Below are 12,609 nucleotides of genomic sequence, written 5' to 3' on the forward strand. Positions count from 1 at the left end.
GCATGCTTATTAAATAGATGCGGCGCGCCGAATTCAAGCCCCGCCCGAGCCGCCTCCGCCCTTCGGAAGAAAATTTCGGCCCTATTTAGGATGAGGGCAGGAGCCGATTGCCGCTCGCGCAATCGCGCCTATCGTAATTATGGCAATTCGGCGCCGAGACGATCCCAGCCATCACGGCTGAGCGACAAAGGGAGGATGACGGGAATGAGGCTGCTATTGGCTTGCACATTCTTGCTGATCTGCGCGGCCTCGGCCGACGCCGCGCAGCGCGGGTCGGCCCGCCAGCGCTCGGCCTGCACGGACGACGCCTATAAATTCTGCGAGCGCTATGTGCCGGACGCCGCGGCGGTGGAAAGCTGCCTGAAGGCCAATTTCGGCGGGCTCAGCCGCGCCTGCAAGGCGCAGATACAAGGGGCCGCGGCCGCCAAGAAGCGCGGCCGCCGTCACTGAAGGCGCTCGCGGCTCACATGCGCCGCGCGAAACGGCGGATGTCGACGCCGTTCTGGGCGAGAAGATCGCGCAAGGCGGGCGGGAGATTTACCACGCGGGTGGCGTTGCCGTCATATTGGCAGGCGCTGCGCAGGCTGACGTAATGGCCATAGATGCGATTGGTTTCCTGATCGCCGATGACCGAGCGCGCCTCGCCGAGAAGATAACCGACTTGATCTTCGCTGTATTGCGACACCAGCTGGCAGCCGACGGCGACCTTTTCGGCGCATGCCGGAAAAGAGACCAAGGTGACAACGGCCGCCGTTACGAGAATCTTCATGCTGTTTCCTCGATATTGCAGGATAAGAGCGACCTCGTGTCGCGCTGATCTTCGTATCTGACCTCCTCTCTCTTTCGGAGCTTCTTGGCCGAAGTTTGGCCCGAGGCCTTGGGCGCGCCGCCCGCAGCCGCGCCCGCGGCGCGTCGAAAAGCGAAAACGCGACTATGTTCAACGGAATGTTTACGCTTAACGCCAATGTTCGGGGCCAGATAAGTCTTTTTCGGGACTTTCGGCCCGATTGTAATGTGTAAAGCCCGCTCGAGACGGGCGGTTGGAGTAGAGTCATGAGTCTGTCGGCGTCCGGCGATGACCTCCCCTATGCCTCCGGCCCGCTGAGGGCGCGTCCGCTCGGCAATCTCGCCGCAGTGTCGATGGGCGTCGCGGCGCTTCTGGTGCTGCTGGCCGCGCTCGCCTTCGTCCGCGCGCCGTCGCAGGAGGCCGCGATCGCGCCGGCCGCCGCGCCAAAGGCGAGCGCCGCGCCCAGCTACGCAAATGCGCCTGCCTCTGCGCCCGCGGCCCCCGCGGAGCGCGTCGCCGCCTTTCGTCTCGAGGCGCCGGAGATCGACAAGGATCCGAAGATCACCTTCGATCAGCCGCTTCCCTCGGGCGGCCGCCAGGAGACGCACGCCTTCGGCGCCTTCGACACGGGCCGTCCCTATCTGCGGCTCGATATTCTCCAGCCCGCCGGCGAGAAGCTCGGCAATTCCGACTTCTTCCTGGATGTGGCGCGCCACGCCGCCCAGGCCGGCCTCGGCGTCGTCCGCATCGGCCAGCCGACGCCGCTGGTGACGCGCGCCGGCGCCTTCGAGGCGGCGGAGATCAAATTGTCGCTGCGCGAGGGCGGCGTCGCGGCCGCGGCGGCGGGCGAGCGCAGCTGCCTCGCCATGCGCCTCGTCAACGCCAGCCTGTCGATGGAGATCGCCGGCATCGCCTGCGGCGCCGGCGCCAAGCCGATCGACCGCCGCGCCATGGGCTGCCTGCTCGACCGCATCTATTATCTGCCCGCCGGGGACAACAAGGCGCTGGCCCGCTCCTTCCCCAAGACGGAGGGGCCGGGCTGCCTCGCCGCCGCGCCCGCGAGCGACGGCGAGCCCGCCAAGCCCGCCGCGAAAAAGCGCGCGGCGCGCCATTGAGCGCGTCTACCTAGGGGCGATCCGGCGCTTTCGTCGGACCGCTTTCAGCTTTCATGAGGCGCCATTCGCGACCGCCGGTATCGCTCGGCGACGTGATTGGTTATGATCCTGTCGATATCGGAATCAGGAGATGAGGATGCGTCATTTCGTCAGTTTGTCGGCCGGACTCGCCTGCCTTCTCGCCCTCGCGACGGCGGGCGAGGCGCTCGCCAAAACGCATCGCTCCGCGCATCGTCATTTCATTCCCGCGGAGGGAATCGTCGTGGCGACCGGCCCCATCCCCTATGTGCGCCAGCCGCTGGTGGTTCCGCGCCGCAGCTGGCTCGATCCCGGCCCGGTCGTCCCGGTCGGCTCGACCAATCGCTACATGGTGGAAGCCACCTATTTCGCCTATCAGCCGATGGAGGACAATCAGCGCAGCTGGTTCATGCAGGAGACGCTGCCGAACCGCCGCCGCTTCGAGGTTCTGCCCTATCGCGACGGCATCGCGCCGATCTGGTGGCCCTGAGCCCCTCGCCTCTCGGCTTCGCTTTTTCGGCCGGCCCGCGCTTCGCGAGCCGGCCTTTTTCTTGACTTCCTCCGCTCGCGCGGATAATCACCCCCGGTCCGGCGCGGGGAAACCTTCGCCGGCCCGCACCCGTGGCCGCTCCTGAGCGGCCTGTCGGCCGGTTTCCGGCAGAGGAGGGCGCGTTCTTTTGACGCGAGAGGCACGCCTCGTCGCGCGGGAACGTGGTTCGGCGACGCTCGCCTCTGACCGAGGCTGAGCGCGGCGTCTCGTTTTCGCGCTTTTACGAGGCTGCGAAAAGGAAGAGGACGCCGGCAAGTGACGAAACGCGCCGAAGCCAAATATAAAATCGATCGCCGTCTCGGACAGAACATCTGGGGCCGCCCGAAGAGCCCGGTGAACCGTCGCGAATACGGACCCGGCCAGCACGGCCAGCGCCGCAAGGGCAAGCCCTCCGACTTCGGCACGCAGCTCAAGGCCAAGCAGAAGCTCAAGGGCTATTACGGCAATATCTCCGAGAAGCAGTTCCGCAAATATTATGCGGAGGCCATCCGGCTGAAGGGCGACTCGGGAGACAATCTGATCGGCCTGCTCGAGCGCCGTCTCGACGCCGTGGTCTATCGCGCCAAATTCGTGCCGACCGTCTTCGCCTCGCGGCAGTTCATCAACCACGGCCACATCAAGGTGAATGGCCGCCGGGTGAACATTCCATCCTATCTGGTGAAGCCGGGCGACGTCGTCGAGGTGAAGGAGAGCTCGCGTCAGCTCGTCATCGTCCTCGAGGCGGTCGGCCTCGCCGAGCGCGACGTGCCGGAGTATTACGAGGTCGACCATCAGAAGCTGACGGCCAAGCTCACGCGCATCCCGCTGCCCTCTGAAGTGCCCTATCCGGTGCAGATGGAGCCGAATCTGGTCATCGAGTTCTACTCGCGCTGATCGACATTCGCCGGCCCGGAGCTTTCGGGCCGGCGTATCTCTATCGTCAGGCCGTGGCGCTGGGGCGAGCGGAGGCCGCGGGGCGGAAGGGCGTATCGTCCTCGGGCGCAATCGGCGCATAATGGCCGAAGCGCAGTTTATGGCTCGCGCGCCCTTTGGCCAGCGCGCTCAGCGCATCCCCATAGCCCAGCAGTTCCGCGAGCGGCGCGGTCGCCGTGATCCGCGTGGTCTCGTCGCCCTGCTCCGCCTTCAGAGCCTGCGCGCGCCGGCCGCGCAAATCTTCGATCACCGCTTCCGCAATGTCATTGGGCGCGACTGTCTCGACGCTCATGATCGGCTCGAGCAATTCGCTGCTTTTGGCCAGAGCCTCCCGCGTCGCGGCGCGCGCGGCGATCTCGAAGGCCAGCACCGACGAATCCGAGCCATGCCCGGCGCCGTCCACCAGGGCCGCTTTCAGCTCCACCACCGGTCGGCCGAGAATGACGCCGCTCTCCACCACAGAGACGATTCCGCGCTCCACGCCATCGACGAATTCCGCCGGAACGGAACTCTCCGGCGCACGATTCTCGAAAATCTCGCCGCCCGCGCCATCCGTGTCGAAGACGAGCTTCACGCGGGCGTATTGGCCGGGCCGCTTATGGGTGAAATCGATTTCCTGGCGCCGCGACAGGCGCTCGCGATAAGCGACGCGCGGCGGGCCGATGATCGCCTCGACGGGCGACAGCTCCTGGAAGCGCGCGACAATGTCGCGCAGCCCCTCCTCGCTCGCCGCCTCGAGCAGCGCCTGTGTTCCGCCGATCACATCCAAATCGGAGACGCGCAGTCCGGGCGCGCCGGCGGACAGCCGCGCGAGCGCCTCGACGAGTTCCTCCCAATCGCGTTCGAGCTTGGGCTCTATCGTCACCGAGACGAGCAGCGGCGAATTATTCATGACGGCCTCCCCACATCTCCCGTCGCCGGCGGCGAATCGGGAGCAGGCGAGGCTAGCGGCGGCGTATGACAGGACGTCATACGCCGCGCTCACGCCCGCTCAATTGCGGCGGGCGAGGGAGCGCAGAAAGCCCTCCATATCCTCGGTCAGCTCTTGATCGATGGCGGGCGCCAATTTCAGCAGCAGATTGGCGACGAATGCCTGATCATTGCGCTTTTCCTCGAGCACCTCGCGCAGCACGGGGACATTGTCCTCGATATGGGTGAGGAAGGAAATGCCCTTCTCCAGCGTCTCCGTCCAGCGCTCGCGGCTCCACAGCGCCAGTGGATACATGATCTCATGGACGAAATTGGATTTGCGCGCAGCTTCGAAGAAGCGAATGCCCGCGTTCCAATTCTCCTTGGCGCGCATGGGCGGCGGCGGAATGTCGCCGAGCAGCATCTTCTTGCCGGCGGCGCCGACGTGATCCTCGAGGCTGATGGGCGGGTCCATCGGCGTGCGGAAGGCCCATAGCGAGGTCGAGCCGGGGAAATCCTTGCCCATGGCCTCGGTGAGCGCCGCCTCGACCTTGTCGGCGGCCGCCTTGTCGCCCTTGAGCGCGGCCGTCATGAAGAAGGCGAAGACCGCGTCGCCGCCGTAAGTCACCGCCGCAGCGGCCTTCAATTGCTGGTCCGTGAGCTTGGGCGTGACGCCGTCGGCGGGAACCGTCACATCGCCGGCGCGCAGCGCGGTGATGAAGGTCGTGATCTCCAGCCAGCCCACATAATTGGCGATGAAGGCGTCGGGATCGACATAGACGATCGCCAGATTGAGAGGCTGCTTGCGCTTTTGCAGTTCCGCCATGTCCGTCATGGAATATCCTTCCTGTCCCCAGTCTTTGCTGTCCCAGGTCTATGCTTGGGCGCTCGCGCCTGAGCCCCTCTCTCGGGCGCGGCGCCCGTCCTCACTCGTCCGCCAGCATCACGCCGGTGATGCAGACGTCGCCATCGTCGATCACGAGCGAGAGAGGCGTCAGCTTTCCGCCTTGGCACGGGCCGATGAAGCAATGGCCGGTGTCGAGATCGAATTGGGCGTGATGCCGCCCGCATTCGATGAAATTGCCCGACTCGTCGAGGAAATTGCCGGGCGAGGTGTCGAGACGCATCTGCTCATGCGGGCAGGAGTTCTCGAAGCCGTAGAAATTATTGCCCTTGCGGGTGATGAGGATCGGCCACGGATTGGTGTCGCCGTTGTCATAGGCGCGCATCAGGACAAAGCCATGGGCTTGGCCGTCCTCTATGTGGCCTGTGCGACAAATCACAAACAGATCGTCCATGGGCTGACCCCTTTCGAACAAACATCCACGCTCCGTGCGACCCGGAGCGGACCCGTGAAAACGGGTAGCAAGCGATGAGCCAGCCTGATCCGACGCTTGACGATATGGTTAGATCACCATATTGAACGAGAGGAATATCAGACGGAGACCCGCGGCGAGATGAGCGCATCGGCAATCTTGAAGCTCCAAGCAGCCGGCTTCTCGACGGAGCAAGTGACGGCGCTCGCCGAACTCATCGACTCGCAGGCGGCCACCAAGGCCGATCTCGAGGCGGCGAAGCACGAGCTCGGCACACAGATCGGTGGCGTGAAGTCCGAGCTCGGCGCGCGCATCGACAGCGTGAAGTCCGACCTCGAGGCTGCAAAGCACGAGCTCGGCGCACAGATCGGTGGCGTGAAGTCCGAGCTCGGCGCGCGCATCGACAGCGCGAAGTCCGACCTCGAGGCTGCAAAGCACGAGCTCGGCGGGAGAATTGACAGCTTAGAACATAGTCTCGGCTCGAAGATCGACGCAGCCGATCACCGGCTCGACATGAAGATTACCCGTCTCGACGGCGAATTCGCGTTGGTAAAATGGATGCTCGGCTTCACCCTCGCATTCGAGGTCGCCCTCTTCTACAAGCTTTTCCTGCACTGAGCGACGAAGATGCGGGATCGTCCTGAGACTTATGAAGCCTCGCCCTGCGGCGCCGAAAACGCGCTCAAAGCGCAGCTCATCGGCAAGATCGGCCGGCTGATGAAGGAGCGCGGCTTGAAGCAGGTGGAGGCCGCGGGCCTGCTCGGCGTCAAGCAGCCGGACGTCTCCAAAATGCTGCGTGGCGATTTGCGCCAATTCTCGGTCGAGCGTCTGCTGCGTTTTCTGGTGGCGCTGGGGCAGGACGTCGAGATCGTCGTCAAGCCGCCGAACGGGGCGGAGGCTCCGGCTCTGCGCGTCGCGCGTCTGTGACGCGGATCGACCATTCTATTGGAAAAGCGAGAAACGAAAGGATCGTGATGACCGAGCTGCGAAGGAGCGCGAAAATATGACCGCGACCGCCCTTGCGATCGAGCCGAAGCGCGACGACGCGCTCGACCAGAGCATCGCGCGCGCGTCCGGCGCGTTGCGCGCGCTCGCCAAAGGCGACGGCCATTGGTGCTTCGAGCTCGAGGCCGACGCCACGATTCCCGCCGAATATGTGCTGATGCGTCATTTCCGCGACGAGCCGATCGATCACGCGCTCGAGGGCAAGATCGCCGCCTATCTGCGTCGCATTCAAGGCGCGCATGGCGGCTGGCCTTTGTTCCGCGACGGCGCTTTCGATATGAGCGCCAGCGTGAAGGCCTATTTCGCGCTGAAGATGATCGGCGACGACATTGACGCGCCGCATATGAAGCGGGCGCGCGAGGCGATCCTCAGCCATGGCGGCGCCGCGCGCACGAATGTCTTCACACGCGCGCTGCTGGCGCTCTATGGCGAGATTCCCTGGCGCGGCGTGCCGGCCATGCCGGTGGAGATCATGCTGCTGCCGAAATGGTTTCCCTTCCATACCGACAAGATCTCCTATTGGGGCCGCACCGTCCTCGTGCCGCTGCTGGTGCTGCAGACGTTGAAGCCGCAGGCCGTCAATCGGCTCGGCGTGCATATCGACGAGCTGTTCACCACGCCGCCGGAGCAAGTGAAGAAATGGCCGACAGGCGCGCATCAGCATCCGGCGCTGGTCGCGATGTTCGGCGCGATCGACAGGATGCTGCGCGCGGCCGATCCTTATTTTCCCAAAGGCCCGCGCCAGCGCGCGATAAAGGCGGCGGAGGCCTTCGTCACCGCGCGGCTGAACGGCGTCGACGGTCTCGGCGCCATCTTTCCGGCCATGGTCAACAGCCTGCTGATGTATGAGGTTCTCGGCGTCCCCGCCGATGACGAGCGCATCCGGCTCGCGCGCGAATCGATCGAGCGTCTGCTCGTCGTCAAGGAAGACGAGGCCTATTGCCAGCCCTGCGTCTCGCCCGTGTGGGACACGGCGCTCGCCTGCCACACGCTGCTCGAGGTCGGCGGCGAGGCGGAGGAGGCCCGCGCCCGCGCCGGCCTCGATTGGCTGGCGCCCTTGCAAGTGCTGGATGTGAAGGGTGATTGGGCCGTGCAGCGGCCGAATGTGCGCCCCGGCGGCTGGGCCTTCCAATACGCCAACGCCTATTACCCGGATGTCGACGACACCGCCGTGGTGGTGACGGCGATGGATCGTTCCACCGCCGGCAGCGCCGAGCGTCCCTATGACGAGCGCATCGCCCGCGCGCGCGAATGGGTCGAGGGGCTGCAGAGCAAGAATGGCGGCTGGGGCGCCTTCGACGCCGACAATGAATATTATTATCTCAACCACATTCCCTTCGCCGATCATGGCGCGCTGCTCGATCCGCCGACCTCGGACGTCTCGGCCCGCTGCGTCTCCATGCTGGCGCAGCTCGGCGACACGATCGAGACCAGCCCCTGCATGAAAGCCGGCGTCGATTATCTCCTCGCCGAGCAGGAGCCGGACGGCAGCTGGTTCGGCCGCTGGGGAATGAACTATATATACGGGACCTGGTCGACGCTCTGCGCGCTCAACGCCGCCGGGCTGAAGCCGGAACATCGCGCCATGCGCCGCGCCGTCGATTGGCTCGTCGCGATCCAGAACGAGGACGGCGGCTGGGGCGAGGATGGAGACAGCTACAAGCTCGACTATCGCGGCTATGAGAAAGCGCCGAGCACTCCCTCGCAGACGGCCTGGGGCGTGCTGGCGCTGATGGCGGCGGGCGAGGTCGGCCATCCCGCGGTCGCCCGCGGCATAGCCTATCTGCAGGCCAATCAGGATGCGGATGGGCTGTGGAAGGAGGAGCGCTACACCGCCACGGGCTTCCCGCGCGTCTTCTATCTGCGCTATCACGGCTACGCGAAATTCTTCCCGCTGTGGGCGCTCGCGCGCTATCGTAACCTCGAGAGGGGCAACAGCAAAATTGTCCAGACCGGACTCTAATCGTCGCTTGGACGGCCCGGATGAGGTGGAGCCCCCGCGCTTCCTCATCATCACGGGGCTGCTCAGCGAGCGCGCCTGCGCCGAGGGCGAAGGTCTGGTGCCGATTTGCAGCGGCGCCGACACAGAGGGCCTGCGCGCCGCGCTCGAGCGCACGCAGGGCTTCGCGCTCGCCGGCGTCGTCAGCTTCGGCATAGCGGGCGGGCTCGATCCGGCGCTGCGGCCGGGCGACGTCGTCATCGGCGCCTCGGTCGTCGCCGAGAGCAAGCGCTATGAGACGAGCGCCGAGCTGTCGTCCATATTGAGCGAAGGTCTCGGCGCCTCGGGCGGCAAGATCGTCTCGGGCGTCATCGCCGGCGTCGAGGCGCCCGTGCTCGACCCCAAGGCCAAAGCCGCGCTGCGCAAGAGGACCGGCGCCGCCGTCGTCGATATGGAGACGCATATCGCCGCGGAATTCGCCGAGCGCCGGCGCCTGCCGCTGGCCGTGGTGCGCGTGGTCAATGATCCGGCGGCGCGGGCGCTGCCGCCGCTGGCCACCTCCGCCGTCACGCCGGACGGCGGCGTCGATTTCCGCGCGGTGTTTCGCGATCTCGCCCGCGAGCCGCGCCAGATCGGCGATCTCATTCTCGCCGGTCTGGACTTTCGCAAATCATCGGCGACCTTAGGCCGCTGTGGGCGTCTTCTCGGCCCGCTCCTTAGCCTCGGCCTCTCGGAGCTCTGACAGAGTCGCGACATTCTCGTCGAAGACATATTGCGCCGGCCGCTGCTTCTCGAGCGAGATGTCGGGCGCGAAATCGCCTTCCGTCCTCACGCCGCGCAGAGCGACCAGCGCCGCCTTCCACGGACGCGCGACGGCGTCCTTCACGGCCGTGGCCTCGAAGCCGCAATGGACCATGCAATCGGCGCATTTCTCATAATTGCCGACGCCGTATGAATCCCAATCGGTCTCGTCCATCAGCTGCTTGAAGGTCGGGACATAGCCCTCGCCCAGGAGATAGCAGGGGCGCTGCCAGCCGAAGACGGTGCGCGCCGGATTGCCCCAGGGCGTGCAATGATAGCTCTGATTGCCCGCCAGAAAGTCGAGGAACAGGCCCGACTGCACGAAGGCCCAGTCGCGTCCGCCGCGTCCGCGCTTCAGAATGCCGCGGAACAGCTCCTTGGTGCGCGCGCGATTGAGGAAATGCGCCTGATTGGGCGCGCGCTCATAGGCGTAGCCCGGCGACACTGTCATGCCGTCTATGCCTATGCGCTTCACCTCGTCGAAGAAATCGGCGACGCGGGCCGGATCGGCGTCCTGGAAGAAGGTGCTGTTGATGGTGACGCGGAAGCCTTTCGACTTCGCCAGCTTGATCGCCTCGACGGCGCGCTTGTAGACGCCGGTCTGGCTCACCGCGCGATCATGCATCTCCTCGTCGCCATCGAGATGGATCGACCAGGTGAAATAAGGGCTCGGCTTATACTGATCGATCTTTTTGGCGAGCAGCAGCGCATTGGTGCAGACGATGGCGAATTTCTTGCGCGCCATTATGCCCTGCACGATCTGCGGCAGCTCCTTGTGCAGCAGCGGCTCGCCGCCCGCGATCACGACGACCGGCGCGCCGCATTCGTCCACCGAGGCGAGGCAATCCTCCGCCGAGAGGCGCTTATCGAGAATATGGTCCGGGTAGTCGATCTTGCCGCAGCCGGCGCAAGCGAGATTGCAGCGAAACAGCGGCTCGAGCATCAGCACCAGCGGATAGCGCTTCCGGCCGGCGAGATGCTGGCGGAGGATATAGCCCCCGATCGACATGATGTAGCGAAGCGGAATGGACAAGAAAGCTGTTCCTTCCAGGGACCGGCTCTTCGACAGAGCGGCGCTGCGGCCGCCCGGCTTCGACGCGCGACAAACACAGCGTCGGAACGTGTCGTCTAACACGAAAGCTCGACTGCGCAAACCGGCGGCCGAGATCGCCGGCTGCGGCGACTTCAACCCGAGGATATGGCGTTTTTCAGGCCCGAGCGGATCATGATAGGGTCGCCGCCCCGTTACGGAAGCCGCGAGAGGGAAGCTTGGCCGACGTGATCGTCAAAATCTGCGGCTTGTCCACCCTGCTGACGCTCGAGGCGACGATCGCCGCCGGCGCGGATATGGCCGGCTTCGTCTTCTTCGAGAAAAGCCCGCGCCACATCACGCTCGGGACGGCGCGAGAACTCGGCCGGATCACGCAGGGACGCATTCGCAAAGTGGCGCTCACCGTCGACGCCGACGATTCCGCGCTCGACGCCATCGTCGCCGCCCTCGCGCCGGACCTTCTGCAATTGCACGGAGCGGAGACGCCCGAGCGCGTCGCCGCCGTGAAGGCGCGTTTTGGCCTGCCGGTCATCAAGGCGATCGGCGTCGCCGGCGCCGCGGATGTCGCCAGCGCCGCGGCCTTTCGAGAGGTCGCCGACATTCTCCTCTTCGACGCCAAGCCCGCGCCGAACGCCGCCGTCCCCGGCGGGGCCGGGACCGTCTTCGATTGGGAGCTGCTGCGCGGCTATAGCGAAGGCGATTGGATGCTCTCCGGCGGTCTCGACCCCGCCAATGTGACGGAGGCGCTGCGGCTTACCAGCGCGCCGGCGGTGGATGTGTCGTCCGGCGTGGAACGCGAGCGCGGCGTGAAGGACGAGGCGAAGATCGCGGCTTTCGTCGGGGCGGCGCGCGGCGCATCTGTCTGACGATCTACGCCGCTTTCATCGGAGCGGCGGAGGGTCTAAGAGTGCGCCGCAGCCGAGGCGAGGAGGACCGACAGTGAACGAGCAGACCCCCAATTCCTTCCGCAACGGCCCGGACGAGAATGGCCGCTTCGGCCTGTTCGGCGGCCGCTTCGTCGCCGAGACCTTGATGCCGCTGATCCTCGACCTCGAGCGCGCCTATGGGGAGGCCAAGGCCGACCCCTCCTTTCAGGCCGAGCTGGACAGTCTGCTGAAACATTATGTCGGCCGGCCGAGCCCGCTCTATTACGCCGAGCGCATGACCGAATATTTGCGTGGCCTCACGGCGGCGGTCGGCGGCGAGGGCGGCGCCAAAATCTATTTCAAGCGCGACGAGCTGAACCACACCGGCGCGCATAAGATCAACAATGTGCTCGGCCAGATTCTGCTCGCCCGCCGCATGGGCAAAAAGCGCATCATCGCCGAGACGGGCGCCGGCCAGCATGGCGTCGCCACCGCCACCGCCTGCGCGCGCTTCGGCCTCGATTGCGTCGTCTATATGGGCGCGGTCGATGTCGAGCGGCAAAAGCCCAATGTCTTCCGCATGAAGATGCTGGGCGCCGAGGTCCGCCCGGTGCAGTCTGGCGCGCGCACGCTGAAAGACGCGATGAACGAGGCGCTGCGCGACTGGGTCACCAATGTCGCCGACACTTTCTATTGCATCGGCACCGCCGCCGGCCCGCATCCCTACCCGGCCATGGTGCGCGATTTCCAATCGGTGATCGGCAATGAGGCGAAGGCGCAAATGCTCGAGGCGGAAGGGCGGCTTCCCGATTCGCTGGTCGCCTGCATCGGCGGCGGCTCCAACGCCATCGGCCTGTTCCACCCCTTCCTCGACGACGCTTCGGTCGAGATTTACGGCGTCGAGGCCGCCGGCCACGGGCTGGACGTCGAGAACGGCCACGCCGCCTCGCTCGCCGGCGGCCGGCCCGGCGTGCTGCATGGCAACCGCACCTATCTGCTGATGGACGACGACGGCCAGATTCTCGAGGGCCATTCCATTTCCGCCGGCCTCGACTATCCGGGCATCGGCCCGGAGCATTCCTGGCTGCGTGACATCGGCCGCGTGACCTATCTCTCGGCCACCGACAAGGAGGCGCTCGCCGCCTTCCAGCTCTGCTCCAAGCTCGAGGGCATCATCCCCGCGCTGGAACCCTCCCATGCGCTGGCCAAGGTGATCGAGCTGGCGCCGCAGAAGCCGCAGGATCACATCATGGTGATGAATCTGTGCGGACGCGGCGACAAGGATATTTTCGCCGTGGCGGAGCATTTGGGCGGGATGTGAGCTTGTCGGCGGGTCCGGC

15 protein-coding genes are annotated in these 12,609 nt (G+C 65.6%); 10 read left to right on the plus strand and 5 right to left on the minus strand.

Annotated elements, in window-relative coordinates; all coding sequences use genetic code 11:
• Nucleotides 1–204: 204 nt before the first annotated feature.
• Nucleotides 205–450 carry a hypothetical protein gene (locus GYH34_RS00435; RefSeq protein ID WP_161911876.1) on the plus strand — a complete coding sequence of 82 codons (246 nt, stop codon included), beginning with the start codon at nt 205–207 and terminating at the stop codon, nt 448–450.
• 13 nt (nt 451–463) lie between these two features.
• On the opposite strand, the gene GYH34_RS00440 is transcribed toward GYH34_RS00435, so the two are convergent.
• Nucleotides 464–769: a hypothetical protein gene (locus GYH34_RS00440; RefSeq protein WP_161911877.1), complete on the minus strand. Its 306-nt coding sequence runs from the start codon at nt 767–769 to the stop codon at nt 464–466.
• Nucleotides 770–1,053: 284 nt separating this feature from the next.
• Here GYH34_RS00440 and GYH34_RS00445 point away from each other — a divergent pair, with 284 nt between their 5' ends.
• The 3 genes from GYH34_RS00445 (at nt 1,054) to rpsD (ending at nt 3,343) form a co-directional block, all read left to right on the plus strand.
• The gene (locus GYH34_RS00445; protein WP_161911878.1) at nt 1,054–1,902 is read left to right on the plus strand and encodes a hypothetical protein; all 849 of its coding nucleotides are present in this window, start codon (nt 1,054–1,056) and stop codon (nt 1,900–1,902) included.
• Nucleotides 1,903–2,038: 136 nt separating this feature from the next.
• Nucleotides 2,039–2,410 carry a hypothetical protein gene (locus tag GYH34_RS00450; protein WP_024878549.1) on the plus strand — a complete coding sequence of 124 codons (372 nt, stop codon included), beginning with the start codon at nt 2,039–2,041 and terminating at the stop codon, nt 2,408–2,410.
• A gap of 315 nt (nt 2,411–2,725) precedes the next feature.
• Nucleotides 2,726–3,343 (plus strand): 30S ribosomal protein S4, encoded by a 618-nt coding sequence (gene rpsD / locus GYH34_RS00455; RefSeq protein WP_036294280.1) that lies wholly within the window; start codon nt 2,726–2,728, stop codon nt 3,341–3,343.
• Nucleotides 3,344–3,389: 46 nt separating this feature from the next.
• Here the strand turns inward: rpsD and GYH34_RS00460 are convergent, their stop codons facing one another.
• The 3 genes from GYH34_RS00460 to GYH34_RS00470 all read right to left on the minus strand — a co-directional run bounded on the left by GYH34_RS00460 (nt 3,390) and on the right by GYH34_RS00470 (nt 5,589).
• Nucleotides 3,390–4,274, minus strand: coding sequence for a hypothetical protein (locus GYH34_RS00460; RefSeq protein WP_161911879.1), 885 nt, complete (start codon nt 4,272–4,274; stop codon nt 3,390–3,392).
• Between the two features lie 99 nt (nt 4,275–4,373).
• Nucleotides 4,374–5,126, minus strand: a complete 753-nt coding sequence (locus GYH34_RS00465; protein ID WP_161911880.1) for a hypothetical protein — start codon at nt 5,124–5,126, stop codon at nt 4,374–4,376.
• Nucleotides 5,127–5,217: 91 nt separating this feature from the next.
• Nucleotides 5,218–5,589: a Rieske (2Fe-2S) protein gene (locus GYH34_RS00470; protein ID WP_142864263.1), complete on the minus strand. Its 372-nt coding sequence runs from the start codon at nt 5,587–5,589 to the stop codon at nt 5,218–5,220.
• Nucleotides 5,590–5,748: 159 nt separating this feature from the next.
• On the opposite strand from GYH34_RS00470, the gene GYH34_RS00475 reads away from it, so the two are divergent.
• The 4 genes from GYH34_RS00475 to GYH34_RS00490 all read left to right on the plus strand — a co-directional run bounded on the left by GYH34_RS00475 (nt 5,749) and on the right by GYH34_RS00490 (nt 9,293).
• A complete protein-coding gene (locus GYH34_RS00475) occupies nt 5,749–6,225 on the plus strand; it encodes a hypothetical protein (protein WP_161911881.1) in 477 nt (158 codons plus the stop codon).
• 9 nt (nt 6,226–6,234) lie between these two features.
• The gene (locus GYH34_RS00480; protein WP_161911882.1) at nt 6,235–6,534 is read left to right on the plus strand and encodes a helix-turn-helix transcriptional regulator; all 300 of its coding nucleotides are present in this window, start codon (nt 6,235–6,237) and stop codon (nt 6,532–6,534) included.
• Nucleotides 6,535–6,610: 76 nt separating this feature from the next.
• Nucleotides 6,611–8,575 carry a squalene--hopene cyclase gene (shc, locus tag GYH34_RS00485; protein WP_161911883.1) on the plus strand — a complete coding sequence of 655 codons (1,965 nt, stop codon included), beginning with the start codon at nt 6,611–6,613 and terminating at the stop codon, nt 8,573–8,575.
• Between the two features lie 7 nt (nt 8,576–8,582).
• Nucleotides 8,583–9,293 carry a phosphorylase gene (locus GYH34_RS00490; protein ID WP_024878542.1) on the plus strand — a complete coding sequence of 237 codons (711 nt, stop codon included), beginning with the start codon at nt 8,583–8,585 and terminating at the stop codon, nt 9,291–9,293.
• On the opposite strand, the gene hpnH is transcribed toward GYH34_RS00490, so the two are convergent.
• On the minus strand, nt 9,234–10,385 hold the full coding sequence (gene hpnH, locus GYH34_RS00495; RefSeq protein ID WP_161911884.1) for an adenosyl-hopene transferase HpnH: 1,152 nt from the start codon (nt 10,383–10,385) through the stop codon (nt 9,234–9,236). The two genes, GYH34_RS00490 and hpnH, sit on opposite strands and share 60 nt — an antisense overlap.
• Before the next feature lie 236 nt (nt 10,386–10,621).
• Here hpnH and GYH34_RS00500 point away from each other — a divergent pair, with 236 nt between their 5' ends.
• The gene (locus GYH34_RS00500) at nt 10,622–11,269 is read left to right on the plus strand and encodes a phosphoribosylanthranilate isomerase (protein ID WP_161911885.1); all 648 of its coding nucleotides are present in this window, start codon (nt 10,622–10,624) and stop codon (nt 11,267–11,269) included.
• Between the two features lie 73 nt (nt 11,270–11,342).
• Nucleotides 11,343–12,590, plus strand: a complete 1,248-nt coding sequence (gene trpB, locus GYH34_RS00505) for a tryptophan synthase subunit beta (protein WP_161911886.1) — start codon at nt 11,343–11,345, stop codon at nt 12,588–12,590.
• Nucleotides 12,591–12,609: the final 19 nt, after the last annotated feature.

This window comes from Methylosinus sp. C49, assembly GCF_009936375.1.
GTDB lineage: Bacteria > Pseudomonadota > Alphaproteobacteria > Rhizobiales > Beijerinckiaceae > Methylosinus.